Source organism: Paracoccus sediminicola, assembly GCF_027912835.1.
Classification (GTDB): domain Bacteria; phylum Pseudomonadota; class Alphaproteobacteria; order Rhodobacterales; family Rhodobacteraceae; genus Paracoccus; species Paracoccus sediminicola.
On record NZ_CP115768.1, the window covers coordinates 966,163 to 992,397 of the forward strand.

21 protein-coding genes, 1 tRNA gene and 1 pseudogene are annotated in these 26,235 nt (G+C 62.0%); 8 read left to right on the forward strand and 15 right to left on the reverse strand.

The window, feature by feature from the left end:
• Window positions 1-12: 12 nt before the first annotated feature.
• Window positions 13-1,575 carry a dipeptide ABC transporter ATP-binding protein gene (locus PAF18_RS04830; RefSeq protein WP_434802250.1) on the reverse strand — a complete coding sequence of 521 codons (1,563 nt, stop codon included), beginning with the start codon at window positions 1,573-1,575 and terminating at the stop codon, window positions 13-15.
• Between the two features lie 327 nt (window positions 1,576-1,902).
• On the opposite strand from PAF18_RS04830, the gene PAF18_RS04835 reads away from it, so the two are divergent.
• From PAF18_RS04835 to PAF18_RS04845, 3 genes are read left to right on the forward strand one after another with little or no spacing between them, the layout of a single operon-like run.
• Window positions 1,903-2,523, forward strand: coding sequence for a helix-turn-helix domain-containing protein (locus PAF18_RS04835; RefSeq protein ID WP_271117486.1), 621 nt, complete (start codon window positions 1,903-1,905; stop codon window positions 2,521-2,523).
• Between the two features lie 33 nt (window positions 2,524-2,556).
• The gene (locus PAF18_RS04840) at window positions 2,557-3,867 is read left to right on the forward strand and encodes an NAD(P)/FAD-dependent oxidoreductase (RefSeq protein ID WP_271117487.1); all 1,311 of its coding nucleotides are present in this window, start codon (window positions 2,557-2,559) and stop codon (window positions 3,865-3,867) included.
• 5 nt (window positions 3,868-3,872) lie between these two features.
• Window positions 3,873-4,799, forward strand: coding sequence for a 2-hydroxyacid dehydrogenase (locus PAF18_RS04845; RefSeq protein WP_271117488.1), 927 nt, complete (start codon window positions 3,873-3,875; stop codon window positions 4,797-4,799).
• A 34-nt stretch (window positions 4,800-4,833) separates the two neighbouring features.
• Here PAF18_RS04845 and PAF18_RS04850 read toward each other — a convergent pair whose 3' ends face one another.
• The 8 genes from PAF18_RS04850 to PAF18_RS04885 all read right to left on the reverse strand — a co-directional run bounded on the left by PAF18_RS04850 (window position 4,834) and on the right by PAF18_RS04885 (window position 14,985).
• The gene (locus PAF18_RS04850) at window positions 4,834-6,225 is read right to left on the reverse strand and encodes a M20 family metallopeptidase (protein WP_271117489.1); all 1,392 of its coding nucleotides are present in this window, start codon (window positions 6,223-6,225) and stop codon (window positions 4,834-4,836) included.
• Window positions 6,222-7,796, reverse strand: coding sequence for a gamma-glutamyltransferase (locus PAF18_RS04855; protein WP_271117490.1), 1,575 nt, complete (start codon window positions 7,794-7,796; stop codon window positions 6,222-6,224). Before PAF18_RS04855 ends, PAF18_RS04850 begins: the two co-directional genes overlap by 4 nt.
• Window positions 7,797-7,806: 10 nt before the next feature.
• Window positions 7,807-8,787: an ABC transporter ATP-binding protein gene (locus PAF18_RS04860; protein WP_271117491.1), complete on the reverse strand. Its 981-nt coding sequence runs from the start codon at window positions 8,785-8,787 to the stop codon at window positions 7,807-7,809.
• Window positions 8,784-9,800: an ABC transporter ATP-binding protein gene (locus PAF18_RS04865; RefSeq protein ID WP_271117492.1), complete on the reverse strand. Its 1,017-nt coding sequence runs from the start codon at window positions 9,798-9,800 to the stop codon at window positions 8,784-8,786. Before PAF18_RS04865 ends, PAF18_RS04860 begins: the two co-directional genes overlap by 4 nt.
• A gap of 13 nt (window positions 9,801-9,813) precedes the next feature.
• Window positions 9,814-10,704, reverse strand: coding sequence for an ABC transporter permease (locus tag PAF18_RS04870; protein ID WP_271117493.1), 891 nt, complete (start codon window positions 10,702-10,704; stop codon window positions 9,814-9,816).
• Window position 10,705: 1 nt separating this feature from the next.
• Window positions 10,706-11,623, reverse strand: a complete 918-nt coding sequence (locus tag PAF18_RS04875; protein ID WP_271117494.1) for an ABC transporter permease — start codon at window positions 11,621-11,623, stop codon at window positions 10,706-10,708.
• Window positions 11,624-11,692: 69 nt separating this feature from the next.
• Window positions 11,693-13,165, reverse strand: a complete 1,473-nt coding sequence (locus tag PAF18_RS04880) for an ABC transporter substrate-binding protein (protein WP_271118058.1) — start codon at window positions 13,163-13,165, stop codon at window positions 11,693-11,695.
• A gap of 1,121 nt (window positions 13,166-14,286) precedes the next feature.
• Window positions 14,287-14,985 carry a hypothetical protein gene (locus tag PAF18_RS04885; RefSeq protein WP_271117495.1) on the reverse strand — a complete coding sequence of 233 codons (699 nt, stop codon included), beginning with the start codon at window positions 14,983-14,985 and terminating at the stop codon, window positions 14,287-14,289.
• Window positions 14,986-15,094: 109 nt separating this feature from the next.
• Between PAF18_RS04885 and PAF18_RS04890 the strand changes: the two genes are divergently transcribed.
• Window positions 15,095-15,349 (forward strand): helix-turn-helix domain-containing protein, encoded by a 255-nt coding sequence (locus PAF18_RS04890; RefSeq protein ID WP_271117496.1) that lies wholly within the window; start codon window positions 15,095-15,097, stop codon window positions 15,347-15,349.
• 73 nt (window positions 15,350-15,422) lie between these two features.
• A pseudogene (locus tag PAF18_RS04895) lies at window positions 15,423-15,623 on the forward strand (integrase core domain-containing protein); the annotation flags it as partial.
• A 191-nt stretch (window positions 15,624-15,814) separates the two neighbouring features.
• Here PAF18_RS04895 and PAF18_RS04900 read toward each other — a convergent pair.
• From PAF18_RS04900 to hemE, 6 genes are all read right to left on the reverse strand, one after another.
• Window positions 15,815-17,896 carry a DEAD/DEAH box helicase gene (locus PAF18_RS04900; RefSeq protein WP_271117497.1) on the reverse strand — a complete coding sequence of 694 codons (2,082 nt, stop codon included), beginning with the start codon at window positions 17,894-17,896 and terminating at the stop codon, window positions 15,815-15,817.
• A 9-nt stretch (window positions 17,897-17,905) separates the two neighbouring features.
• Window positions 17,906-18,757 carry a HamA C-terminal domain-containing protein gene (locus tag PAF18_RS04905; RefSeq protein WP_271117498.1) on the reverse strand — a complete coding sequence of 284 codons (852 nt, stop codon included), beginning with the start codon at window positions 18,755-18,757 and terminating at the stop codon, window positions 17,906-17,908.
• Window positions 18,758-18,872: 115 nt separating this feature from the next.
• Window positions 18,873-20,276: a site-specific integrase gene (locus tag PAF18_RS04910; RefSeq protein ID WP_271117499.1), complete on the reverse strand. Its 1,404-nt coding sequence runs from the start codon at window positions 20,274-20,276 to the stop codon at window positions 18,873-18,875.
• 237 nt (window positions 20,277-20,513) lie between these two features.
• Window positions 20,514-20,603: transfer RNA gene (locus PAF18_RS04915), tRNA-Ser, on the reverse strand.
• Between the two features lie 68 nt (window positions 20,604-20,671).
• Entirely contained in the window at window positions 20,672-21,541 is an 870-nt protein-coding gene (locus PAF18_RS04920; RefSeq protein ID WP_271117500.1) for an EamA family transporter, read from the reverse strand.
• 4 nt (window positions 21,542-21,545) lie between these two features.
• Complete coding sequence (gene hemE / locus PAF18_RS04925) at window positions 21,546-22,574, reverse strand: uroporphyrinogen decarboxylase (protein WP_271117501.1); 1,029 nt, start codon at window positions 22,572-22,574, stop codon at window positions 21,546-21,548.
• A 78-nt stretch (window positions 22,575-22,652) separates the two neighbouring features.
• Between hemE and hemC the strand changes: the two genes are divergently transcribed.
• From hemC to dnaG, 3 genes are read left to right on the forward strand one after another with little or no spacing between them, the layout of a single operon-like run.
• Window positions 22,653-23,630: a hydroxymethylbilane synthase gene (gene hemC / locus PAF18_RS04930; protein ID WP_271117502.1), complete on the forward strand. Its 978-nt coding sequence runs from the start codon at window positions 22,653-22,655 to the stop codon at window positions 23,628-23,630.
• Window positions 23,630-24,214, forward strand: a complete 585-nt coding sequence (locus PAF18_RS04935) for a TetR/AcrR family transcriptional regulator (protein WP_271117503.1) — start codon at window positions 23,630-23,632, stop codon at window positions 24,212-24,214. Before hemC ends, PAF18_RS04935 begins: the two co-directional genes overlap by 1 nt.
• Window positions 24,215-24,255: 41 nt before the next feature.
• Window positions 24,256-26,145 (forward strand): DNA primase, encoded by a 1,890-nt coding sequence (gene dnaG, locus PAF18_RS04940; protein ID WP_271117504.1) that lies wholly within the window; start codon window positions 24,256-24,258, stop codon window positions 26,143-26,145.
• Window positions 26,146-26,235: the final 90 nt, after the last annotated feature.

The window sequence follows — 26,235 nt, forward strand, 5'->3', positions numbered from 1 at the left end:
TTCTTGGCTGTCTCAGGCCGAGACGGTCTGCCGCTCCTCTCCGGGGATGGCGGCGACAAGCTGGCGCGTATAGGGCGAGCGCGGATCACGGAAGATCCGCGACGGCGGCCCATATTCGACGACTTCCCCCTTTTGCATGACCGCGATATCGTCGCAAACCTGGCTGGCCACGCGCAAATCATGGGTGATGAAGATCATCGCCACCTCGGTCTCCTGCTGGACCCGGTTGAGCAATTCCAGAATCTGCGCCTGGATCGACACGTCAAGCGCCGAGACGGCCTCATCTGCGACCAGAACGCGCGGCTTGAACATCAGCGCGCGGGCGATGCCGATACGCTGCCGCTGACCGCCCGAGAATTCATGCGGATAGCGCCCGTAAGCCCCCTCATCCAGGTCGACATGGCGCAGCATCGCCTCGGCCTCGCGCCGGGCATCGGCGCGGCGCATCCCATGCGCGATGGGGCCGACAGTCAGGATATGGCCAATGGTCGAGCGCGGGTTCAGCGAGTTGAACGGGTCCTGAAAGATCATCTGTATCTTCGGCCGCATCGGCCTGAATTCGGCCTCGCTCATCGCCGCGATATCCTTGCCCTCGAAGAGAATGCGCCCGCCATCGCTCTCCATCAGCTTGACGATCAGCCGACCGAGCGAGGACTTCCCCGAACCGCTCTCGCCCACAATGCCGAGCGTGCGGCCCGGCAAAAGCTCGAAGGACACGTCGCGCACCGCCCGCGTGATGCGCTGGCTGCCCAGGAAGCGGTTGCCACTGACATAGGTCTTGACCAGCTTCTCTGCGGTCAGCACCGGCGCGGGGCTGCCCTGCTGCGCGCGGTCCTCATCGGTGAGATGCGGCACGGCGGCGATCAGCCGTTGCGTATAGGGATGCTCGGGCGCGCGCAGCACCTTGTCTGCCGGGCCCTGTTCGACGATCCGGCCCTTTTCCATGACCACGACACTGTCGGCGATCTCGGCCACGACGCCGAAATCATGGGTGATGAACATGACGCTCATCCCCTTGCGCCGCTGAATTTCGCGGATCAGTTCGAGGATCTGCGCCTGTGTCGTCACGTCGAGCGCGGTGGTCGGCTCATCGGCGATCAGGATTGACGGCTCGAGCGTCAGCGCCATTGCGATCATCACCCGCTGCCGCTGCCCGCCAGAGAGCCTGAACGGATATTGGTGATACATGAGCTCCGGCTCTGGCAGGCCGGTCTCGGTGAGAAGGGAGATGGCGCGCGCCTTGCGCTCTGCCGGGGTGCCGACGCCGTGGGCGCGCATGACCTCGGTGATCTGGTCGCCGACGGTCATCAAGGGATTAAGCGCCGAAAGCGGGTCCTGAAAGATCATCGCGACATCGCGCGCCCGCATCGCCCGGATGGTTTTCGGCGGCGCGTTCAGCACCTCGCGCCCTTCGACGGTGATCGAGCCCGCCGTGGCGCGGATCGCCGGCGGCAGCAGCCCCATCACCGTGTTCGCCGTGACCGATTTTCCCGAGCCCGATTCGCCGATCACGCACAGGATCTGGCCGCGCTTCAGATCGAAAGAGATATCTTCGACCGCATGCGCCCGCTCCATCCCCTTGGGAAGGCTGACGGTCAGCCCGGTGACGGTCAGGGCGGGCGTTTCGCTTGGATCGGGTATGTTCGACAAAATCATAACCTTCGGTGAAGGGCCGACAGGCAGATGCAAGCATATAATGAAAAACCTGACAAGACCGACGCGCGAACGCTTCTGCCTGTTGAAGGTAGTTATTCTACATAGATGTATGATTATATTGACTAAATTATCTGAACACGCTGAAAAAATCCCGCGTGCGGCGGAACAAGGCGAATTTCAGTCTTTGGATATATTGAAAAATTTCTGCGACCCCGTAAAGATCGGGATGCAGAGCGCGGAGAGATCATGGACGAGGCTTCAGGCGGGGGCGAAAGGGCAGACGCGACCGAACATCGCGTGGGTGCCACGCTGCGGCGGCTGCGAAAGCAGAAGAAAATGTCGCTGCAGGCGCTCGCGCAGGAATCGGGCGTCTCGGTCAGCATGATCAGCCAGGTCGAGCGCGGGCTGGCCAATCCCTCGATCCGTCTGCTGACGGCGCTGCGCCGGGCGCTGAACATCTCGATGCAGGAAATGTTCGGCGAGAGCGCCACGCTCGGTCCCTCGGCCGAGCCGGACGGTGATCCGGCCTTTGTGCGCCGGGCGGGAAAGCGCCCGCAGATCGACCTGGACTTGATCCACAAGGAATTGCTGACGCCAACCGACGCGCATCATTTGCAGCTGATGATCCTGACCATTGCGCCGGGCGGCGAATCGGGCGGGCGGGCGCTCAGCTATCCCGCAGAGAAAGCGGCTCTGGTGCTGCGCGGCGCGCTGACGCTGCATGTGGGCGATCAGGTGGCGACGCTGCATGCGGGTGACAGCGCGGTGTTCGACAGCGCCCGGCCGCACAGCCTGCGCAATCTCGGAGATGCGCCGGTCGAGTTGCTGTGGATCATCGGCGCGGTGCGTTTCGACCGGCATTTGTGACCCCGCGCGGGTCGGATATGGGAGGCAGAGAGAATGACCAGCCAAGCGACAGGGCCCAAGGATACCCCCTATTGGTGGGAGGCCGCGCCGGTCGTGCCGCTGCCAGAGACGCCGTTGCCCAAAAGGGCCGATGTGGTCATCATCGGCGCAGGCTATGCCGGGCTTTCCGCCGCTATCGAGCTTGCGCGGCAGGGCCGCTCGGTGGTTGCGCTGGACCGGATGAATCCGGGCGAGGGCGCGTCATCACGCAATGGCGGCATTACCAGCGGCAATATCCGCGTCGGCTTCGACGCGCTTGTCAAACGGCATGGCGAGGCGCGGGCCCTGGCCATCGAGGCCGAAGGCAAGGACGCGCGGGATTATCTCTATGATGTCATCTCGACCGAGCGGATCGATTGCGACCTGCAACTGACCGGCCGCTTCAACGGCGCCATCGGTCAGGAACAATACGACACCGCTGCCCGCAACGCGGAAAAGCTGGCGAAGAAATTGGGGATCGACGCCTTTGCCGTGCCCCATGCCGAGCAACACAGCTATATCGGCACCGATCATTACCGCGGCGGCTCGGTGCGCATGGATATTGGCGGGCTGCACCCGGCCAAGCTCCATGCGGGGCTGCTGCGCGTTGCGCAGGAAGCCGGGGTCGAGATCCACTCCGGCACCCATGTCAGCAGCGTCTCACGCGATGTCCGGGGCTTTCGCGTCGTGACCGGGCGGGGCGAGGTTTCGGCGGGCAAGCTTCTCGTCTGCACCAATGGCTATACCGATGGGGCCGACCCCTGGCTTCGCCGCCGTCTGGTGCCCGTGCGCAGCCGGATCATCGCGACCGAAAGGCTGGCGCCCGAGGTGATGGACCGGCTGATGCCAAGGCGCAGCATGTTCGGTGAATTCAAGAAGGTGGGAAATTACTATCGCCCCTCGCCGGACGGCACGCGCATCCTGATCGGCGGGCGGGATTCGGTGCAGATGGGCAATTCCGACGCCGGCAATCAGCGGCTGCGCGGCGATCTGGCGCGGCTCTTCCCCGAGCTGGCGGATGTCGGGCTGAGCCATAGCTGGTGGGGCTATGTCGCGATGAATCGTGACATGCTGCCGCGTATCTTCGCCCATGACGGCATCCTGTATGCGACCGGGTTCTGCGGCTCGGGCGTGGTCTGGGCCAACTGGCTGGGCTATCGCGCCGCGCGCAAGCTGATCGGCGAAGATCGCGCCCCCGGCTCGGCCTTCGATTTCCGGCCGCCTGCGGCGATCCCGTTCTATGCTGGCAAGCCGTGGTTCATGCCTGCCTTCATTTCGATGTATCGGCTGCAGGACAGGCGCGCCTTCCGCCGTGCGACACGGTAACGGCCATGAGTTTTCTGCTGCTTTCACAAGAGGACCGGGTCCGCGTCTTCCGCAAGGTGTTTGCGCGCGAACTGCCCGATCTGCATTTCGCCTCGGACCCGGCAGATGTCGATCCACGTCAACTGCGCTTCCTCATGGCGTGGCAGTTTCCCGATGACCTGGCGCGCCGCTATCCCAATCTAGAGCTGGTGCTTTCGACCGGCGCAGGCATCGACCAGCTGATCGGCGCGGCGCTGCCGGCTGGGGCGCGTCTGGTGCGGATGGTGGAAAGCGGGGTCGCCTCGCTGGTGCGCGATTACGTCGTGATGAGCGTGCTGGCCCTGCATCGTGACCTGCCGGGCTATCTGCAACAGCAGCGCGCGCAGATCTGGCAGACCCGCGATTTCGTCTGGGCCGATCAGCGCCGGGTCGGATTTCTGGGCCTCGGAGAGATGGCGCGGGGACCGATCGAGGTGTTGCGCGGCATGGGCTTCAAGCTGGCCGGCTGGAGCCGCAGCGAAAAGACCATCGACGGCGTCGAGACCTATGCCGGGCCGGACGGGCTCGATGCGATGCTCGCGGGCACGGATATTCTCGTGTGCCTGCTGCCCCTGACCGCCGAGACGCGGCATATCCTGGATGCCCGCCTGTTTGCAAAGCTGCCGCGCGGGGCGGGGCTGGTCCAGGCCGGGCGCGGTGGCCATCAGGATCAGGCCGCGTTGCTTGCGGCGCTCGACAGCGGTCAGCTCGGGGCGGCCTTCATCGATGTGGCCGAGACCGAACCCCTTCCAAAGGGCGATCCGCTCTGGTCTCATCCGCGGGTGATCCTGACCCCGCACGCGGCCGGCAATACCCGTGCCGAGACCGCCGCTGAAGCCACCGCCGCGAATATCCGCCGCTATCTGGATGGAGAGGACCCCGTGGGGCTGGTTGACCCCGACAAAGGATACTGAGCGGGGTCCGGGTGCCATCGGCGCTTTCCCGGCATCAGCCCGCAGAGCTGTTGCTCCGCGCGCCGATATCCCACCACAGCCCGGCCATGACCCGCAGCGCATCGCGCGAGAGCGGCTTCAGCACATGCTCGTCGGGGGCGTGCTGCGAACAGCCGCGATAGGAATGCGGCACCCAGACCGTCGGCAGGCCGAGAATATCGGTAAAGCTGTCATTGGGCAGCGACCCGGCGAGGTTGGGCAGGATATGCGGCTTGCGTCCCGAACTGCGCTCGAGCGAAGCGGCGGTAAAGCGCACCCATTCATGGTCGGGGTCCAGCCTCGTGGCGCGGAAGAACCCGCGATCATGAGGCTCGATGCCGATCTGCTGAAATCCCTCGGCGTCGAGATGGCGGCGCAGGGCCGGCAGGATGTCGTCGGGATCGGTGCCCACAACATAGCGAAGCTGGCAGGTCGCGCGCGCCCTGGACGAGATCGCGTTGACCGGAGCCTCGGGCACGCCAGAGGTCATCGCAAGCACCGCGAAGCTGTTCCAGCCAAAGACCCGCTCGGCCGGGGTCAGGCTCTCCTCCCCCCAATCCGCGTCCACGCTCGGGCCTTCGCCGCCGGTCACGGGCAGATCCTTCAGCGCCGCCCGCACATTGTCGGTCAGGCTGTCGGGGCGCCATTCGGCGATGCGGATCTGTCCGCGCCGATCGCAGATCGAGGACAGCGCATGGGACAGGATCATCGCCGGATCGGCCAGCAAACCGCCCCAATTGCCCGAATGATGCGCGCCCTCGCGCAGATCCAGCACCAGATCGAATGTCACCCCGCCGCGCGATCCCATGAACATGGTCGGCACATCGGGCTGAAGACGCGGCCCGTCCGAGGCGATCAGCACATCGGCGGCAAGTCTGTCCTTATGGGCAGCGAAGAATTCCGGCAGGCCGGAAGAGCCGACCTCTTCGGACATCTCGATCACGATGCGCACATTGAACCCAAGACGGCCCCGCGCCGCGATCACCGATTCCAGACCGGCAATGTTGATGAGATGCTGGACCTTGTTATCGGCGGTACCGCGCCCGTAAAGCCGGTCGCCTTCCTCGACGAGCCGGAACGGGTGCAGCCCCTCGCGCCATTGCTCGGTCTGGGCGCGGATCACGTCGCCATGCCCATAGGTCAGCACGGTGGTCAGCGATGAATCCTCGACCCGCTCACCGATCAGCAGCGGACCGCCACGCGGATCGGGGTTGTCATGGATCTCGCAATCGAACCCCATGGCCTTAAGCCGCGGCAGCATTGCCTCCGCCAGATAGCGATACAGCTCCGGGCGCTGATCGGGATTCTGGCTTTCGGTCTGATATTCGACCAGCCCGGCCAGATCGCTCTGGAAGCGGCCGCTGTCGAAATAGCGTTCGGCCTCGGAAATGGCGGCATCACGGGTCATGGCTGGGTCTCCGGTTCGGCGATGGCGTCGCCCCAGGGCGACATGATCTCGGTGCAGCCGCTGTTGATCTCGCCGTCGCGCATGATCCCGGCGGGGCAGGCGAAGGCGTAGGGGAACACGGTGCGGCGGAAGGGGGTGACGTCGTGGCGTTCGGAAAGGCTGCGCAGCAGCTCTGCGGGCAGCGACTCGTCCGCGGTGACCAGATCCCCGCCCGAGACGTCGATCCGTCCGTGATGAAAGGCCGCTTCCAGATCCATGCCGAAATCGGCCACGAAAGAGGAAAGCTGCGCCACCGCGCCGACGATCTTGCGCCCGCCCGACGCACCGAAAGCGAAGCGGCGGCTGCCTGTCTCGCCGATGACCGGGCAGACATTCATCAGGCATCGCTTGCCGGGCGCCAGTGAATTTCTCCGCCCCGGCACAGGGTCGAACCACATGATGCCGTTATTCATCAACAGCCCCGTCGAGGGCGAGACGGTATGCGCACCAAAGGCCGATAGCAGCGTCTGGGTCATCGAGACCATATTGCCGTCGCGGTCAGTGATCGCGAAATGGGTGGTCGAGCCGGGCTGCGCGGGGCTTTCCCCGTCATCGCCCATCCCGTCCAGCCGGGCCGCATAGGCCGATTTCAGCGCCTCGGCAAAGGCGCTGAACGCCGCCGCATCCGGCTGACCCGAGAATGAGGGGAGGGCCGCGAAAATATCGCGGAATGTCGGACCCGCGGTCAGATGCGGGGTGACATGAAACCGCGCCGCGCCGCGCGCGAAGCTGAGCGGGGTCTGAAATTCGGCGTGATAATCGCGCAGATCCCCATGCGAGAGCCTGCTGCCCTTTTCCTGCATGTCCCGCGCCAGCGACGCGCCCAGATCGCCGTCATAAAGCGCACGGTGACCCTGTTCCGCGATCTCTGAAAGCGTGGCGGCCATGCCATCCAGGCTGAGCGTCTTCTGCTGAGTGCTGGTCCACCCCGCCACGGTGGGCCATTGCCCGTCTTCCAGAAACATCGCCGCTGCATCGGGATCTTCCGCCAGCCCGCGCGTCGCCGAGGCGATCATCAGCGCCGCATACCAGTCCACCGGCAGACCTTCGCGCGCGATCTTGATGGCGGGAGCCAGAAGTTCGCGCCAGGGCATCCGACCATAGCGGGCATGGGCTTCGCCGATCCCGTCCACCACGCCGGGAACGGCAACGGCGGACCCGCCGCGGATATTGCGGTCGCCAACCACCGCATCCCAGGGAAACAGATCGCCCGCCTTGCCGGTGCCCGCCAGCGGATAATCCGCCGGGTCCAGGGCAGAGGGCGCGCGCATCCCGTAGAACACGGTTTCGGCACGGCCCGCATCGCCATGCCAGAGCATCATCGCGCCGCCCCCGGCCGGGCCGCTCATCCAGGGTTCGAGCACGCCGATGGCGAACGATACGGCGACGGCGGCATCGACGGCATTGCCGCCCTCGGCCAGAACCTGCGCACCGATCCGGGCGGCCCGCGAGTTCTGCGCCGCGACAACGCCGGCGCGGGTCTTCGGCACGGTCTTGCGCACAATCTGAGTGCGGGACAGCGATGAAGTCATGATCTCTCCTTCAGCCTGCCGCGCGGGCGGTGCTTTCATCGTAAAGATGGCACTCGACATGCCCGTCCGGCGTCGGCACCGGGCGCGGCGCGACTTTCGGGCAATGCGGCATGACCTTCGCGCAGCGCGGATGGAAGGAACAGCCCGATGGCGGCGAAATCGGGTTGGGATAGGCCGCGCCCAGCTGGGTGTCCGGCACGCCCATTTCCGGGTCCGGGGTGAGCACCGAGGCCAGCAGGGCCTGCGAATAGGGGTGACGCGATTCCTCGAACAGCGTCGCAACGCCGGCCTCTTCGACGATCCGGCCCAGATACATCACCGCGACCCGCGTCGCGAGATGCTCCACCACGGCGAGGTTATGGCTGATGAACAGATAGGTCAGCCCGAATTCATCGCGCAGATCGGCAAGCAGGTTCAGGATCTGCGATTGCACCGACACATCAAGCGCCGAGGTCGGCTCGTCGCAGACCACGATCTCCGGCTTCATGATCAGCGCGCGCGCGATGGCGACGCGCTGCCGCTGCCCGCCCGACATCTGGCTGGGATAGCTTTGCGCCACCCGGGCGGGCAGACCCACCGTGTCGAGCATCCGGCGCAGCTCGCGGTCGCGGCTGGCGCTGTCGCCGATGCCGTGAACGCGCAGGGGCAGGGTGACGATGTCCTCGATGCTCTTGCGGGGGTTCAGCGAGGAATAGGGGTCCTGAAAGATCGGCTGGATGCGGCGCGACAGGGCGATGCGGTCCTGTGCCGCCAGAGCCTCGCCATCGACCAGCACCTGCCCATCGGTCGGCGGCTCCAGCCCGAGCAGGATCTTGGCGAGGGTCGATTTGCCGCAGCCGGATTCGCCGACCAGCCCCAGCACCTCGCCGCGGGCGAGTTGCAGCGAGACGTCATTCACCGCCCGCAGCGGTTTCGGGGTGCCGAAGAGCCCCTGCTTGACCTGATAGACCTTGCTGACATTGCGCAGTTCGAGAACCGGGGCCTCGCTCATGCCGTCACCTCTGCCGTTCTTGCCGCCCTGTCGCGATAGCCATCCTCGTGCACGCAGCGCAGCGTGTGCCGCCCGCCATCGAGCCGGTGCAGCGGGATCTCGCCCTTGCAGGCATCGATGGCCTGATCGCAGCGCGAGCGGAACGGACAGCCGGTGATCTCGCCCACCAGAGAGGGCACGATGCCGGGGATGGTGCCAAGCCGTGCGCCGCGATCATTGCGTCCCGGCACCGGGATACAATTGATCAGACCGCGCGTATAGGGATGGGCGGGGTTGCGAAAGATCGCCGGGGCCGGGCCGGTTTCGACCAATTCGCCCGCGTACATGACGGCGACGTTGTCGGCGACGCGCGCCACCACACCGAGATCATGGGTGATGAGGATCATTGCCATGTTCATCTCGCGCTGAAGATCGACGAGAAGCCGGAGGATCTGCGCCTGGATGGTCACGTCGAGCGCGGTCGTCGGCTCGTCTGCGATGATCAGCTCGGGCTCGCACATCAGCGCCATGGCGATCATCACCCTCTGCCGCAGCCCGCCAGAAAGCTGATGCGGATATTGCGCCAGACGGCTTTCGGCGGCGGTGATGCCGACCTTTTCCAGAAGCTCTATTGCGCGGGCGCGGGCCTGGGACTGCCCGACCTTCTGATGCAGCAGAAGCGCCTCGGTCAGCTGGTCTCCGATCGTATAAGCCGGGTTCAGCGATGTCATCGGTTCCTGAAAGATCATCGACATGCGCCCGCCGCGCAGATTGCGCATCTGCCGGCGCGAGGCCTTCAGAAGATTGGTGCCGTCGAACTCCATCCGCTCGGCGCGCCTCTGGATCTTGGGCGCGAGCAGACCCATCACCGCGAGCGAGGTCAGCGACTTGCCCGACCCCGACTCGCCCACGATGCACAGCGTTTCGCCGCGCCGCAGGTCGAAATCGATGCCGCGCACCGCATGCAGCGTGCCGGCTGCGGTGGGGATATCCAGCGTCAGCCCGCGGACCGAAAGAATGGGATCGTCGGTCATCTCGGCTCTCCTGTCAGCTGCGGTTCTCGGGGGCGGTCACGTCGCGCAGACCGTCGCCCATCAGGTTGATCGCAAGCACCAGCACGAACAGCACCGCGCCGGGGATCAGCACCAGCCACGGCTCGAACAGCATCATGTTCTTGCCCTCGGACACCATCAGACCCCAACTCGGTGTCGGCGGCTGCACGCCAAGTCCCAGGAAGGACAGCGCCGCCTCCAGCAGGATCGCATGAGCCATTTCCAGCGTCACCACAACGATCAGGTTGTTCATGATGTTGGGCATGATTTCCGAGAGCAGGATCCGTGGCGTCGAGCAGCCGATAGACCGCGCGGCGGCGACGAATTCCCGGCCCCGGATCTGCAATGTCGAGGCGCGCATGACCACGGCGAACCGGTCCCAGAGCAGCAGGCCCAGCACTGCGATCACCACGGTCAGGGAACCGCCGAGGATGGCGACAACGGCAAGCGCCACCAGCACCACCGGCATGGCCAGTCGCACATTGATCAGAAACGTCACCACCGTATCGACCCAACCGCCGAAATACCCGGCCGCCACGCCCATCGCCGTTCCGATCAGCCCCGAGATCAGCGCGGCCACCGCGCCGATCAGCAGCGAGACCCGCGCGCCATAGATCAGCCGCGACAGGTAATCCCGCCCAAGATGATCGGTGCCAAGCGGATGCTCCCACGTGCCACCCATAAAGACCGGGCGCAGCATCCGGTCTCCGAGGCTTTGCGCATAGGGATCATGCGGTGCCAGAACCGGAGCGAGAATGGCGATGACGACGAGGACAGAGAGGAATATCGCGCCGATCAGAAAGCCCTGATGGCCGAACATGCGGGCGCGGAGTTGTTGGCGCGGGGTCGGGCCGGTGATCTCCTGGACGTCGGGCAGGGCGGTCATGTCAGGAACTCCGCATCCGTGGGTCCAGCCAGGCGTTCATCACGTCGGCGAGGAAGGTGAAAACGATATAGAACAGCGCGAAGACGAGGATCAGCGCCTGCACCGTGGGAAGATCGTTCCGGCCGATGGATTCCCAGGCGAGATAGCCTGCGCCGTGCAGCGCAAAGACCGACTCGACCACGATGGACCCGCCCAGCATGAACCCCATCTGCACAGCGGCCAGCGACACCACCGGGATGATCGCATTGCGCAGCGCGTGTTTGAACAGCACCTTGCTTTCCGACGCCCCCTTGGCCCGCGCGGTGCGGATATAGTCGGCGGACAGGACTTCAAGCATCCCGGCGCGGGTCAGCCGCATGATGGCCGGCATCGCGTAATAGCCAAGCACGATGGTCGGCAGGATGAAATGCCGCCAGCTATCGGCGCCCGACGCGGGCAGCACTCCGAGCTGGATCGCGAAGACCACGATCAGGATCAGCCCGAACCAGAAGCTGGGCATGGCCTGACCGGCGACAGAGAGAAACAGCGCCAGCCTGTCGATCAGTGAATTCGGCCGGATCGCGGCAATCACCCCCAGAGGCACCGCCGTGACAAGGGCAAAGACGATCCCGCACACCCCGAGCGTCATCGTTACCGACAACCGCTCGGCAATCAGATCCGCGACGGGCAGGCGGAAATAATAGCTCTGTCCGAAATCGAGCTGAAGCGCGCTCCATAACCAGTCGCCATATTGCACCAGCATCGGACGGTCGAAGCCGTAAAGCTCGCGGATCGCGGCGACATCCTCGGCATTGGCGCTTTCGCCGGCCATGGCGATGGCGGGGTCACCCGACAGGTAGAGAAGGCTGAAGCTGATGAAAGAGACCGTCAGCGCGACTAGCAGCGCGAGACCGAGCCTCTTGAGAATAAAGCGAAGCATCCTGCCTTCTCCTTCCTGCGGGCTGACACACGGCCCGAAGGCCGTGCGCTAATGCTGGCATAGATGCGATCAGTTCCAGCTCATGGTGTGGAACCGCAGCACCTCGTCGGCCGTCGGGGTATAGGACACCTCGTCCGTGAACACGTAATTCGTGTTGTAGGAGAACATCGGCGCCCAGAAAGCCTGATCGGCGATGCGCTGAAGCGCGTTGCGATAATGCTCTTCGCGCACGGCGGGATCGGTCGAGCTGTCGGCGATGTTCAGCTCTTCCAGCACCTCGTCATCGCGCGCATCGTCCAACTCGCCATGCTTGAAGAACTGGCTCACCATGGCCGAGGCATCATTGACCGAGAACGACCCCCATGTCTGGAACGAGATCGGCACCTCGCCCTTCATGTTGAGATCGCGCAGCGCCGAATATTGCAGCATCTTGAAGTCGGTGGTGATACCGATCGCGTTCAGATAGCTGGTGATGGCCTCGGCATATTCGCGATCGCGATAGGCGTAGAACTCGGTGGTGAACCCGTCCGGATAGCCGGCCTCGGCCAGCAGTTCCTTTGCCTTCTCGGGATCGTATTCATATTCGGTCACCTCCTGCGAACAGCCGAACTGGCTGGGGAAACAGGCGGTGTGGACCGGGATGGACTTGCCCTTCAGCAACTCATCGACGAGCTCCTGCCGGTTGATCGCGTGGTTGACGGCCTTGCGCACCTCGATCTTGGTGAACGGGTTGTCTTCACCGGACCGGCCCGCCGCATCCATCGCAAGATAACCGACGCGCATGGTGCTTTCATTGGCGACGGTGAACTGGTCCATCTGCTCAAGCCGCTCGGCCTGATCCGAGGGCACCTGCCAGATCAGGTCAAGCTGCCCGCTGAAGATCTCGGCGATCTGGGTGTTCACATCGGGGATGGTGCGGATATCGATATTGCCGATGCTCGGCTGGCCCTTCGGTCCGTCGAAATAGTTTTCGTTCTTTTCGAGCACGAAGCGCTTGCCCGGCTCGACGCTGACCACCTTGTAGGGGCCGGTGCCCACAGGTTCGAGCCCCATGCCCGAAGGACCGACCTCTTCATAGTAATCCGATGGATAGATCGAGACCGGACCCGAAAGATATTCCAGAGCGGCGGGGAAGGGCTCTCGCGTGTTGATCCGAACCGTGAAGTCGTCGATCTTCTCGGCGCTCTCCATCCAGTTCACGTTGCGCTGGGTCACCGCGCCATTGGATTCGTCGGCAACGAAATTCACCGTATAGACGACGTCGTCGGCGTTGAACGCGCTGCCGTCATGGAAGGTGACGCCCTCGCGCAGCTTGAGTTCCAGCGTCGTGTCGTCGATCCATTCCCAGTCGGTCGCCAGGTTGCCGGTATACTCGCCGGTCTGCGGATCCGCATAGATCAGCCCGTCCCAGATCGCCCGTTGCAGCACGACGCCTTCACGGGCCGAGTTGAAATAGCTGTCGACGCTTTCCAGCTCTTTGGTGAAGGCGGCGCGCAGCGTGTCATTGGCCTTGTCCGCCCAGCCTGCCCCTGCGGCAACCATCGCCACTGCCGCAGCGCTGCTCGCGAGAATTTTCCGTGTCATATCAACCTCCCTGTCGATTTTTCGACCCGCGCGCACACACCCTCCGGCCCGGCGGCGCGCCGTTTACCCAAAGCCAGTTGGCATCAGGAAGACTGTCTCCGTCAAGGGCAGGGTGCGGGGATGGATGGAAATAGGGCGCGCGGGATATTGCCGGTGCGTGCGGCATGTCGGCAAAACCTTGGTGAATAAGATGGCGGTAGCGCGATTCTCACGAAAAGCCGGTCAGAAAGACAGCCATCAGATCACTGACAGAAAATGTGCCAGGCCGCGTTAAGTCAGCTGCGGCGACACTTCGTTGAAGCCGGCTGGGGTAGACGCGGTGCTTCGCCTTACCTCACGCTGCCGGGCCGGCCAGTGACGGACGAGGACGGTATCAACGCAATGCCTCCCCCTGTCTGCGCCACGGCGGTGAGCCGTCACTGCCAGAGGATCCCGAGGGCGGGATTGGCTGAGCGTCAATCTATAAGATAGAAGTTAATGATTAATGGCGGAGACGAAGGGAGGCTCCACCACAAATCTAAGCCTTTGACTTAACTGGACATACAAGAGCGAAGGTTGCTCGTGTGTCTCACTTTGTGTGCCACTGTGTAGCCCGGATGTTTCGGAAAAGTCAAAGGTATCTGTTTGGGTAACCGGAGAAGGTTTTATCCATGGTTTCAGCTTAAGTGTCCGAAAAGTATAAATATTCTTGGATGTAGGTGGATGTGATATTGGTTTTTGGATTGCGTGTTTGGAAGCTGGATACATCGAAGATTGAGATGAAGCAGGAAGGCAATCGGTTTTGAATATATATTGTAAGATATTGATTATAAATGATTTAATAAAGCAGATGATTGATTATCTGGCCAGACAGATACTGCATGGCCTTCTGTCCTATAGGTGGCGCGATAGATTTATCTCATGGAAACAAGAGGATGGCTTAAGGCGGCAGCGAACACCGTACAACCTCTTGTCCTATAGTATCGGGGAGTGCTTTCGGGACGCATCGGCTTGTTGCAAGGCTGTGTCGGCTGTTAGGCTAGTTATGATGGAAAACAGATAGATACCGGACGCCGGGACGTTCGTCCGGGGCAAGTTGGTCAGGCTGAAAAAAGCCAACGCATAAGGCCGTAGACTGCCCCCAGCGCCACCCCTGCCATAGCGAAAAAGAACGCGACGACGATGGGAACGGCCCATATTTCATAGTAGCTGAGGACGCCCAGCCTCGGGACGACAAGTCCGAAAACAAACCCCGCCCCCGCGCCGCGCACGCCCCAGCGCGCGCCTGTGAAGATGATCGCCTGCAAGGCAGACCTCAGCGCGTCCTTGTTGGCTTCGATCTTCTCAAACCCGGCATGGTAGGTGTCTGTCAGAACGGACGGGGCATGGGGGAAAGTCCGGTGCGCTGCAGTAGTAGATTGGCCCTCGGAAAAATCTGCCGCAAAATCTTGAGAACGGTTCGTCTGGGCCTGCGCTTGTGACAGGTGCGCCATGTCCAAGCGCGTATCGCCACTGTCGATTGCGAAACCGCGTTGTCGGGCTTCGTCAATCCAAGGCAGTTGTTTGCCTTCAGTCATGCGGTTGGCCTTGTCTGTCGCGTATTCGATAGCTGCAACGTCCGTTTCAGGTGTTGAGTGCTTGGTGAACAACCGGGCGACTTTTCCGTTTGCCTCGTCTGTATTCGCTCCACTGTCCAGCAAGTCGAGAAAGTGAACCGCCCGGACAAACCTCTGAGCGCGGCGCTTGTTGGAGTACCAGACCAGCGCCGTCCCGATGCAGAGGATAACCACGATCCACATATGAAGCCCTTCCAATCCGACGACCGCCCTCGGCCCCAACGGCCCGGATAGCCTGATTATCCTAAGTTGGGATTACCCGACTGCCTGCACCCGATCAACAGGCAGTCACTTGAGCAAGACCCTTCGCACACCGGAACACGTCTACCTGTGCCAGCGGCTTAGGCAGGTGCGCGTTGATGCGGGGCTGACCCAAGCGGACTTGGCCGAACGGCTGCACAAGCCGCAATCCTTCGTGGCGAAGGTCGAGACGCAGGAACGCAGGCTCGACGTGATCGAGTTCGCCAAGTGGATGGCAGCCTGCGACGGCTTGGACGCGGTGTCGGAGATCGTGGCGACCATAGCAAAAGGGCAGGCCGACGCCTGAACGCGATTTCCGGGCGTGTGAGGCTCGTTGTGGTTTTTCGGTCGCCATACCAAACCAGAGTATGACTAGGCCGCTCGCCGCTTGGGCTGCCGACTACAACACCGAGCGTCCGCATTCGGCCTTGGGCTACCAGACCCCGGCTGACTACGCACGGGCCCTGACCACCGCAATCGCCCGCCCCGCTGCGCGAGATGAAAGCTCCGCGCGTCGGGCGATTGCTCAACCTGCGCCAATCGGCATAAACACTAACCGGGCTCCGGTCGCGGCTGGATGAAAGTTCAGCGGTAGGTCAGAAAAGCTTCAATGCTCTGCCAAGTCGCAGGGCCACGCCCTTGGGCGGAAGGGACAATGTGGGAAACTGCGGCCTTGTCGGTGAAGAAATGACCGCTCAAAAAATCCGGCTCATTTTCCAGCGGTCCGGAAAACTCGAAAACTACTCAGCACGCAAGACTTCCGTCGATATACCTATACAGCCTGCTGAAGCCATTCCCTTTCAAAGTCCGAGAGTTGCGATGTTGGGGATTGGCACTCGTCCAATAGCCGTGCCCTAAGTCTAGGCTTATCGTCGCCTTCGACGTAGTAGCGTTCAGATATCTGTATTGGAACACCTTCCTCATCTAGCTCCTTAAGAACTTCAGGGCGGAACCAACTGGCGACACTTCCAAGGAATAGGCTGTAGTCAGCTTGCGGGGCGACTTGACGAACGAAAAGTTCCACAAGCGCGAAGTTCTGAGGTAAGCCATATTCACATGCTCTGAGGAACTTAAAGATGTTGTCTTGTTCTTCGGGCTTGCCGGGGTAGCTCGCGTCTTGGGTTAGCAAAAAGCCTTTAAAGGACGATGCTTGTCTGAGCTTATTGATAAGCGTGGCAAGTTGCTTTGTGCTGTATGCTCCAAATGCGCCAACCTTTTGCGGCTCACAGAAAACGTCGCATACTTCCTTTATTTCTGGCCAACTTGGCCAGTTGCTCCATATCAGCCGATCACTTTGCCTCAAAGACCGACGAACTGCCTCTTTTATCAGTATCGACGTCTCAAGTCCAATCGAAGACGCAAGTTTTAAGTCATCGCCGTCGAGTTCAAGTCGATCTCTATAGTAACGGAACCGGTCGTCTGACCGGTCTGAGCGATCAGGTTTATCAATGTGTATGATGTATTCATCAGGAAAGTCATCATCATCTGAGAACATGGTGGGGTTAACTTCGAGTTCGGTTTGCTCAGGCACATCATTGAAGACCATAACTTGTCCGATATGATGTTGCCCGAGACGACCCGCACGCCCTCTAATGTTCGAGAACGTAAAAAAGTCATAACTGTCGCGATTGATTGTCTTGTCATAGATCATGACGGTTTTCGCAGCAGTGTTTACGCCTTCGATCAGAGTTGAGGTACATAGCAAAACTGGCAGCTTTTCTTGATTAAATAATCTGACCATATGTGCCGCAATGGCACGAGGTATGCGCCCATGGTGGACACCAAACCCATATTCAACAGCCTCAGAGAGGAAGTTCTTTCTTCCGATGTTTTCCTTGAGCCAAGCTGAAAAGTCTCCGCTCAGTTCGGAGACAGCCATCTTTTCGGATAGTTCGATAGCCAGCTTGTTCGCCTTTCCCGGTGATGAAACAAAAACGAGAGCAGGCCAGTTCTTGTCTTCGCCAATCTCGTCAATCAACCGTCCACGTTTGTCAGCAATATCTTTAAGGTCGAGAGTGTCTACTGCGACCGTTGAAAAACGTGTTTTGAGAAACTCGAAGTTCCATCGCGCATCCGGCGCGACAGAAACCTTATCAATGTTTGGTCCCAAAAAGAAGAACTGCTTTGAACGCTTGAGTAGTCGATACACTGCCGCATTAAGCGTAACGCTGCGGTCATCACGCCTTGCAGGATCAAGTTTATAGAACTCGTCAACAACTGTTAGGTCTAAACGTCCCAAGTCTTCGCGATAGATTAGTCTCTCTTGTGTCCCGAGGAATATGGTGGGCCCGTCTGATGAAGTTTCGCTTTGGTGCATCACGATATTGAACCTGTCTGCAAAGCGATGACGAAAGCGCCGCCGGAACTCGTCAAGAAGCGCGATGGTTGGCAGTACCACTGCAATGCGTTGATACTTGTTTGTAGCAAGCAATGCATCGACAAGTAGGCTCTTGCCGAAACTTGTAGGCGCACTGAGAATAAGGTTGCGCCCGGAAAGCAGTGCATCCAATGCGTTTATCTGTTCACGATGAAAAGTTACGCCATCAAGCTCATATGCTGTTGCGGCCTCGGCTACAAAGGCATCGCTTGCATCAGCGTTTTTGATATCAATGTAGTTCCATAAGCCCGTCGATCTTGCCAACGAACTGACCAACTGCTGAAACGCGCCAAGTTCTTGTGGGTTTCGGCCAACTAGCTCAGAAAGCCGAGGCACCGCTTCAAGTAACGAGGGATCATCAGTCTGCGTGCTTTGAATGCAGAAAGCCGCCTGCTGAATGGTCTTAAAGGTGGCGCGCTTTAGTTCCGCACCTTTGAGTGCGTTTAGAGCATTCCAGTCAACCTCAAGTTTAGACATGTTCTTGCCCTACTGTTGAAGTGCTTTGAGGCGATTGTCGAAAGCAGTGTTGAGCTTGTCTTTGTCTCCTAACGGGACATAGATGAGCCTCACCTTGATCTTTTTCGTCAATCCAGATGCTTTGAGTGTTTCCCAAAGAGTTGCCATCTCTTTCGCTGCCCCCGTTTTGTATTTTTCGCAGGGCTCAGTGTTCTTTTTCGTTGCACCACTGTTTGCTGCGATGAGTACCGGGAAAACAGCATTGCTAAAGAGTTCATCAAGAGAGGTTTCGGAGGCTAGCAGCTCTTTGATCTTTGCACTGTGCGGAATGTCGTCCGAGACTTGTGGACCCAGTAGCAACTTTTCGTTCTTTAAGAAGCCTGCGGTTATATGACTTTCAATAGACGTAATGGCGTCATTTATGGCGCTACTGCGTGTCTTGAAAAACTTAGCCTCACCTAACCACAGTTCTATGTCTCCATCGTTGACGTAGCGGACATGAACTAGATCGAATGCTTTCACCGGATCATTTGATGCGCTTAAGTAGTTCACTCGCGCAGCAATAGGTATCGTGTCAAAGTAAGTTCTACAAATCGCATGTGCTGCAATCTCACCAACTTCTCCACGGCGTTTGTAGTTTTCGCTTATGTAAACACGTGTAGCTGCCTGCTTAAGACGCACGTAGTTATTTGTGTGATTGCTGTTTCGCAGTTCATCTGACTTCAGCGCATAGTCAGTAATCCACTCCATAAGATTGTCAGCAAGCCCATCGCAGCGCCATTCACTGAGTTCAAAACCAGCGCAATAGCTTTCAGATGACTCATCAGCTTCCGTCAGGCGTGTTAGAACGCACGCTGGTTTCAGCTTGTATGGATGCGACATGCCGATATCTGCTCATTATTGTTTGTTGTCGATAATGCTTCTGTCGAGACTACATCGCAACACCTTTGAGTTGTAGTGATGCGAAGTAGCACAAGACACCACCGTACTTTGCGCCCTATGCAATGAACTTCTCAAGGGCCTCCTGCTTCTGTGCCAGCGTGTGCCCTTCCTTGAAATAGACCTGTTGCGCCACGCCTGCGCGTTCGTGGCCCACGATGTCCTGAAACAGCGGCTCGGGCACACCTGCTTGCGCAAGCCGCGTAACCATCGTGTGGCGCAGGCTGTGGAACACCAGACCGCCCTCCTTCATGCCCAGCCCCGGCAAGAGCACGTTGTTGAACCGGCGACCCAAGTTGCGGCCATAGCCCTCCTTGGCATTGTAGCTGAACGATAGGAATAGCCGCTGATCCTTAGGCTTGCTCCCGACCCAATCGAGGAAGCCCAGCCCGATCAGGTCCGAGTGGATTGGCACGCGGCGCTTGGCGGCAGGGGTTTTGAGGCTCTTGTTTGGCCCGTCATCATTGATATCGAGGTACCAGATATCGCCTTCTTGTCGAATGTCGGCGACGTCAAGCTGGGCAATCTCGCGCAGTCTTGCGCCCGTGTAGAGGCCCAGAAGCGCACCCCACTTGTGATCGTCCTCCTTCACAAACCCCGACGTGTTCTCAGTCAGTTCTTGGAACAGTCGCTTGGTTTGGGCTGGCGAGAATGCCTTGCGTCCGTCATCCGGCTTTTTCCGCGCCTTGATCTTCATTTCTTCAAATAGCTTCTCGGTGGCTACACCATGCGTGACGGCCCATTTCCAGAAGCGATAGAACATGGCCATATGATTATTCACCGTCTCAACAGATACCTTCTTCATTCCCGGCACTTCTATCGCCTCAAGAAGCGGTAAGTCTTTCGTTTCATTCTTGGTTTTCCGATTGAGCGGCAGGGACTGCACCACCTTTTTGACTTCGGCAGCGTCATGGCGAGTTATTTCCGCCATCCTACGATCCGGCCCGAAATACTCCAACAGCACAGACAAGAAAGCTCTCGCCTTCGCGGCCATCTGGTCAGACCATTGCGGCTCAGCCATGAAGTCCTCGATTGCCTCTCCCAGAGACGCGGAGCGGGCCTGTGGTGGCCTTGGCGCTGTCTGGGCGGGTTCGGTGAAGGAATAGCCCTCAAGGCGCTCAGCGGCGCTCAGAATGGCTTTGATCTGATCCCGGCGGGCCTTGCGCATTTCTTGGCGCAGGGCTGGCTCATTTTCGGTCCACTGAGCCTCTGTGAGGCCCGTTGAGGCCCGGAAGCTGTCAAAGGTGCCTGCATCAAGGTAGAGGTCTGACAAGTCGTCAAAGCCGCCTATGGCGTCCTCATGCACGTCCAACTCTTGGCGCAGGGTATCAAGGGACCGCTCAGACAGCCCGGTATCGTTCAAACGCTCCACATACCGATCCAGCGAAGCCGCAAAGTAGCTTCGCACCATATCCCGCATCTCGTCTTGTCTGAGCCTAGCCAAAGTCTTGTTCTCGCGCATCAATCTGCCACAGGATGCAAGATGACGGGCAAGATCGCCAGCCCGATCTGGGCACTTTGTGCGTAAGGATATTCTGACTGTGCGGCGCTTCTGGTTCTCAGCCCGAGGGAGAGGCCAACGGAAGTAGTAGACCCCGTGACGTGATGGCGAAAGATAGGCGGACAGTTTCATGGGCGGTGCGCTCCACTTTGTGTCGCACTTGCCTGTCAAGACCTAAGCCATTGTTTTAGTGTGTTATGGCGGAGACGAAGGGATTCGAACCCTCGATACCATCTCTGGTATACTCCCTTAGCAGGGGAGCGCCTTCGACCACTCGGCCACGTCTCCGCCGACGCGTTTAGCAGCCCCGGCGCGCGGACCACAAGCGGAAAATCTCTGCCCTGTCGGATCGGCGCTCAGGCGACGCGGATCAGCAGGATCACCCCGGCGACGATCATGGCCATGCCCGTCATCTGGCGCAGACTCGCGCCCTGGCGGAACAACCGGGCAGAGAGGATCTGGGCGAAGATCACCTCGACAAGCGCCAGCGTGCGGACATTGGCGGCCGAGGTCAGGGCGAAGCCGATGAACCAGAACAGCGAGGCAAAGGCACCAAGCGCCCCCGCCGCCAGCGAGATGCGCCAGCTTCGGGCGATGGCGCGCAGCACGGCGCGGTCGAGCAGGCCCAGCCAGGCCAGCATGGCGGCGGACTGCATGGCGAGTGCGATCACCAGAACGACGCTCGCGCGCAGGACCGGGCCGCCATCGGGGAGGGTCAGGATGGCGCCGCGAAAGCCGATGGCCGAGAGGCCGAACAGCGCTCCGGCGGCGATGCCGATGGCGATGGAGGTGGCGCGGGCGCGGGACCAGTTCGCGCCGGACATCAGGATCACGCCGAACGTGGCCAGCAGGATCGCTCCGAGCCGGGGCAGGCCGAGCGGTTCGGACAGGAACAGCACGCCAAAGACCGCCAGCGTCACCGGCTCGGTCTTCATCAGCGCCGTGGCGACGCCGAACCCCTGGCCGCGCATGGTGACCAGCATGAAGGCGGTGGCGGCGATCTGGCTGAAGGCGCCAAGCGCCGTCCAGCCCAGCGTCGCGGCACTGACCGGGGGCAGGGCGCTTTGCGTCGACATGACCAGCAGGAACAGCGCCGCGAAGGGCAGCCCGAAGACGAAGCGCACCGCCGTGGCGCCGATCGTACCGATCTGTCCGGTCAGCCCGGCCTGCGCCGCGTTGCGCCCGGTCTGCGCCAGGGCCGCGATCAGCGTGGCCAGCACCCACATCGGATCAGCCGTTCCGCACCGTGTCGATCATCAGCGCGACATTTTCAGGATCCGCATCGGGGGTGATCCCGTGGCCGAGATTGAAGATATGCGGGCCGCCCCGGAACGCCTCGACAATGGCGCGGGTCTCGTCGATCAGGGCCTGACCGCCGGTCACCATATGGCCCGGCGCGAGATTGCCCTGCACGCAGCCATCGCGCTGCACATGCGCCGCGGCCCATCCGGCATCGACCGAGTTGTCGAGCGCCACGCAATCCGCCCCGGTCGCCTCGGCATAGCCCACATAGCGCTCGCCCGCCTCACGCGGGAAGGCGATGACCGGGATGCCGGGGTGGCGCTGTTTCAGCGCCGAGACGATGCGCGCGGCAGGGGCGATGCAGAAATCGTCGAAATCCTGCCCGCTCAGGCTGCCCGCCCAGCTGTCGAACAGCTTGACCACCTCGGCCCCGGCCTCGATCTGGGCCGAGAGATATTCGATGGTGGCCTCGGTCACCCGGTCGATCAGCGCCGAGAACGCCGCGCGGTCGGCCTGTTTGAACGCATGGGCCGGCCCCTGATCCTTGGTGCCGCGCCCGGCAATCATATAGGTGGCGACCGTCCAGGGCGCGCCGGCAAAGCCGATCAGCGTCGTCTCGGCGGGCAATTCGCGAGCAAGGATACGCACGGTCTCATAGATCGGCCAAAGCTTCTCATGCACCGCATCGGCGGGTTTCAGCGCCGCGACGCCCTCGGCATCGGTGATGGTCGAGAGACGCGGGCCTTCTCCGGTCACGAACCACAGATCCGCGCCGAGCGCCTGCGGCACCAGAAGAATATCGGCGAACAGGATCGCCGCATCGAAACCATAGCGGCGGATCGGTTGCAGCGTCACCTCGGCGGCGAGTTCGGGGTTATAGCACAGCGACAGGAAATCCCCGGCCTTTGCGCGCGTGGCACGATATTCGGGCAGATAGCGCCCCGCCTGCCGCATCATCCAGATCGGTGGGGTGGGAAGGGTCTCCCCCGCGAGCGCACGCAGGATCGTCTTGGTCATGGGGCCTCTCTTTCGCGCACCGTTCAACGGGGGTGGCCCGGCATTGTCAAGGCGGCGCCCCGTCGCTATGGCAGGGCCATGACTGACTGGCCCACTCAGGACGACCGGCTGAAAATCGGCACGCGCGGCTCGCCGCTGGCGCTGGCGCAGGCCTACGAGACCCGCGACCGGCTGATGCTGGCACATGGTCTTGGTGCCGAGGCGTTCGAGATCGTGCCGATCAAGACCACGGCGGACAAGATCCTCGACCGGCCCTTGCAGGAGATCGGCGGCAAGGGGCTGTTCACACGCGAGATCGAGGACGCGCTGTTGGATCGCAAGATCGACATTGCGGTGCATTCGATGAAGGACATGCCGGTCCTGCAACCGGACGGGCTGGTGATCGACTGCTACCTGCCGCGCGAGGATTGCCGGGATGCGTTTGTCAGCCTGAAACACGCGTCGATCAGCGACCTGCCTCAGGGCGCGGTGGTCGGAAGCTCGTCGCTGCGGCGGCGGGCGCAGCTGATCCACCGGCGGCCCGACCTGCAACTGGTGACGTTTCGCGGCAATGTGCAGACGCGAATGCGAAAGCTGGGCGAGGGCGTGGCAGAGGCGACATTCCTTGCGATGGCCGGGCTGAACCGTCTCGGAGAGCCGGAGATTGCCCGCGGCGCGATCGCCCCCGAAGAAATGCTGCCCGCCATCGCGCAGGGCGCCATCGGGGTCGAGCGGCGGCGCGAGGATGATCGAGTGGCAGCGCTGCTGGCAGCGATTGCCCATGAAGACACCAGGCTGCGCGTCTCGGCCGAGCGGGCCTTTCTGGCGGCGCTTGACGGGTCATGCGAAACGCCGATTGCGGGGCTGGCTTTGCTGGAAGGGGACCGGCTCTGGCTGCGCGGCGAGATCCTGTTGCCGGATGGCAGTCAGGTCTTTCGCGGCGAGCGAGAGGGGCTGGCGGCGGACGGCCCCGGAATGGGTCGCGATCTGGCCGAGGAATTGCTGGACCAGGCGCCCGATAATTTCCATGAGCTGATCGGGGTGAACCCGCACCACGGCTCGCCGCCGAAAATCTGATGGCGCGGACACAGGGATCGCGCGCAGAGATCACCGGCCCGCTGATCCGCGAGGCCGCGCGCAAACTCTTCGCGCAGCACGGATATGCGGCGGTCTCGATGCGCCAGATCGCCAAGGCGGTCGGCGTGCAGGTCGGCACGATCTACGCCTATACCGAGGACAAGCAGGCTCTGCTGGCCGATCTGCTGCGCGACCATATGGAGCAGCTTCTGACGGACTGGCAGGATGCGCCCGATGCAGCGCCGCTCGACCGGCTCGACAGTTTCGTGCATTTCCACATCGAGACCAGCCTCGACCGGGCGGATGGCGTGTTTCTTTCATATATGGAACTGCGCAATCTCAACCCCGACAACCACGCCGAGATCACCGCGCTTCGCCGTTGCTACGAAAATGCGCTGCAGGCGATCCTCGATGCCGGGGTTGCGGCAGGCGTGATGCGCGTCGCCGATACGCGGCTGGCAACGATGGCGCTGATCGCGATGCTGACCGGGGTGACCAACTGGTATCGTGCCGGTGGGAGGCTGGATCGCGCCGCGCTGCATCGCCATTATGCCGGTCTCGTGCGCGGGGCGGTCGGGGCGTAAGCCTCTTGCCGTGGCGCGCGGCGCAACCGATATTGGCGCCCATGTCCATCTCACCCGCCTTTCTCGACGAGCTGCGCAATCGCGTCCCGGTCAGCCGGATCGTCGGGCGCAAGGTGACATGGGATCTGCGCCGGTCGAACCAGGCCAAGGGCGACTGGTGGGCGCCATGCCCGTTTCACGGTGAAAAGACCGCATCGTTCCATGTCGATGACCGGAAGGGGTTCTATTACTGCTTCGGTTGCCACGCCAAGGGTGACGCGCTCACCTTCCTGCGCGAATCCGACGGTCTGGACTTTATCGAAGCGGTGAAGGTGATCGCGTCCGAAGCCGGGCTGCCCATGCCCGAGCGTGATCCGGCCGAGGCAAAGCGTGCCGATCGCCGCAGCGTGCTGGCCGACGCGATGGAGGCTGCGACACGCCATTACAGGATGCAGCTCGGCACCTCGCAAGGGGCCGGGGCGCGCGACTATCTGACCCGTCGCGGGCTGGAACAGGCAGGCATCGACCGGTTCGAACTGGGCTTCGCCCCGGACATGCGGCAGGGGCTGTTCCATGCGCTGCGCGAGAAGGGCATGGCTGACGACGTGATCGTCGATGCCGGTCTTGCCGCCAGACCGGATAATGGCGGCGCGCCCTATGACCGGTTCCGTGGCCGGATCATCTTTCCGATCCGCGATGCGCGAGGCCGCGTGATCGCCTTCGGTGGCCGGGCGATGGACCCGAATGCACGGGCCAAATATCTGAACAGCCCGGAAACCGCGCTGTTCGACAAGGGCCGCAATCTTTACAACATCGCCGCCGCGCGCAGCGCCGTCGGCAAAGGCGCGCCGTTGATCGTCGCCGAGGGCTATATGGATGTCATCGCGCTGGTGCTGGCCGGGTTCGAGGGCGCGGTGGCACCTCTGGGGACAGCGATCACCGAGGATCAGCTGCGGCTGATGTGGCGGATCAGCCCCGAGCCGGTGATCATGCTGGACGGCGATGCCGCGGGGCAACGCGCAGCGCGGCGGCTGATCGATCTGGCGCTGCCGATGACCGGGCCGGGGCAGGCGCTGCGCTTTGCGGTGCTGCCGGCCGGAACGGACCCTGACGATCTGATCCGCGCCCATGGTGCGGGGGCGATGCAGAAAGTGCTGGAAGAGGCGCGTCCGCTGGTCGACCTGCTGTGGGAGCGCGAGGTCGAGGGACGCGATTTCGACAGCCCGGAACGCCGCGCCGCCCTGGATGCGAGCCTGCGCAAGGCGGTCGGGCTGATCCCGGACGAGGCGACGCGCAACCACTACACGGCGGCGCTGCGCGAGCGGCGCTTTGCCCTGTTCGGCGGACGGCGCGGGGCAGGGCGGCTGACCCCGCGCCCCGGCGAGCGGCGAGGCGCAGAGATGGCGCCGCGCGCCCAGACCCGCGCCACCCCGCTGGGCCAGCAGGATGCGGGCGACATGACGCTTGAAGCGATGGCGCTTGCGATCTGTGCCAGCTATCCCGGCCTGGCCGCCCGCGTCGAATCCCGGCTCGAATTGCTTGATCCGGCCGATCCCGGACGCGCCGCCTTGTGCCACGACTTGCTGTGCGGCGGCGAAAGCGGCGCGGGTCGCGCGGCTCTGGCGCGGATCATGGAGGACAGCTATGTCCGCGCCGCGCCGATGATCCGGCAACCCGGCGATCCGGCCAAGGCGGCGGTAGTGCTGTCGAATATCCTCGACAAGATCGAGGCACGCCGCGCGGCGCTTTCGGAACTTGCCCGCGCCGAGGCCGAAATCCAGGGGCTCGTCGATGAGGGGCTGACCTGGCGGATGAGCGAATCGGCCCGCGCCCGACATCGCGCCGAACATCCCGAGCTGGAGGACAGCGCCGATCTGGACGAGGATCGCGACGCGCTGACCGCCCGGCTCGCTGCCTATTTCGACACCAAGCCAAGCCGCAAACGCCGGTGAACATGGTGATTCGCCTGACAAAATCGTCAGCCCGAATCACCCGGCCTTTGAAGAACGGCTCATCTTGTCTAAAACGTCTCCGATCCCCAC

Coding starts and splice junctions, on each gene's coding strand:
- PAF18_RS04830 (WP_434802250.1), bottom strand. CDS start 1,575: ATGGAGCGGGCGCATGCGGTCGAAGATATCTCTTTCGATCTGAAGCGC.
- PAF18_RS04835 (WP_271117486.1), top strand. CDS start 1,903: ATGGACGAGGCTTCAGGCGGGGGCGAAAGGGCAGACGCGACCGAACAT.
- PAF18_RS04840 (WP_271117487.1), top strand. CDS start 2,557: ATGACCAGCCAAGCGACAGGGCCCAAGGATACCCCCTATTGGTGGGAG.
- PAF18_RS04845 (WP_271117488.1), top strand. CDS start 3,873: ATGAGTTTTCTGCTGCTTTCACAAGAGGACCGGGTCCGCGTCTTCCGC.
- PAF18_RS04850 (WP_271117489.1), bottom strand. CDS start 6,225: ATGACCCGTGATGCCGCCATTTCCGAGGCCGAACGCTATTTCGACAGC.
- PAF18_RS04855 (WP_271117490.1), bottom strand. CDS start 7,796: ATGACTTCATCGCTGTCCCGCACTCAGATTGTGCGCAAGACCGTGCCG.
- PAF18_RS04860 (WP_271117491.1), bottom strand. CDS start 8,787: ATGAGCGAGGCCCCGGTTCTCGAACTGCGCAATGTCAGCAAGGTCTAT.
- PAF18_RS04865 (WP_271117492.1), bottom strand. CDS start 9,800: ATGACCGACGATCCCATTCTTTCGGTCCGCGGGCTGACGCTGGATATC.
- PAF18_RS04870 (WP_271117493.1), bottom strand. CDS start 10,704: ATGACCGCCCTGCCCGACGTCCAGGAGATCACCGGCCCGACCCCGCGC.
- PAF18_RS04875 (WP_271117494.1), bottom strand. CDS start 11,623: ATGCTTCGCTTTATTCTCAAGAGGCTCGGTCTCGCGCTGCTAGTCGCG.
- PAF18_RS04880 (WP_271118058.1), bottom strand. CDS start 13,165: ATGGTTGCCGCAGGGGCAGGCTGGGCGGACAAGGCCAATGACACGCTG.
- PAF18_RS04885 (WP_271117495.1), bottom strand. CDS start 14,985: ATGTGGATCGTGGTTATCCTCTGCATCGGGACGGCGCTGGTCTGGTAC.
- PAF18_RS04900 (WP_271117497.1), bottom strand. CDS start 17,896: ATGTCTAAACTTGAGGTTGACTGGAATGCTCTAAACGCACTCAAAGGT.
- PAF18_RS04905 (WP_271117498.1), bottom strand. CDS start 18,757: ATGTCGCATCCATACAAGCTGAAACCAGCGTGCGTTCTAACACGCCTG.
- PAF18_RS04910 (WP_271117499.1), bottom strand. CDS start 20,276: ATGCGCGAGAACAAGACTTTGGCTAGGCTCAGACAAGACGAGATGCGG.
- PAF18_RS04920 (WP_271117500.1), bottom strand. CDS start 21,541: ATGTGGGTGCTGGCCACGCTGATCGCGGCCCTGGCGCAGACCGGGCGC.
- hemE (WP_271117501.1), bottom strand. CDS start 22,574: ATGACCAAGACGATCCTGCGTGCGCTCGCGGGGGAGACCCTTCCCACC.
- hemC (WP_271117502.1), top strand. CDS start 22,653: ATGACTGACTGGCCCACTCAGGACGACCGGCTGAAAATCGGCACGCGC.
- PAF18_RS04935 (WP_271117503.1), top strand. CDS start 23,630: ATGGCGCGGACACAGGGATCGCGCGCAGAGATCACCGGCCCGCTGATC.
- dnaG (WP_271117504.1), top strand. CDS start 24,256: ATGTCCATCTCACCCGCCTTTCTCGACGAGCTGCGCAATCGCGTCCCG.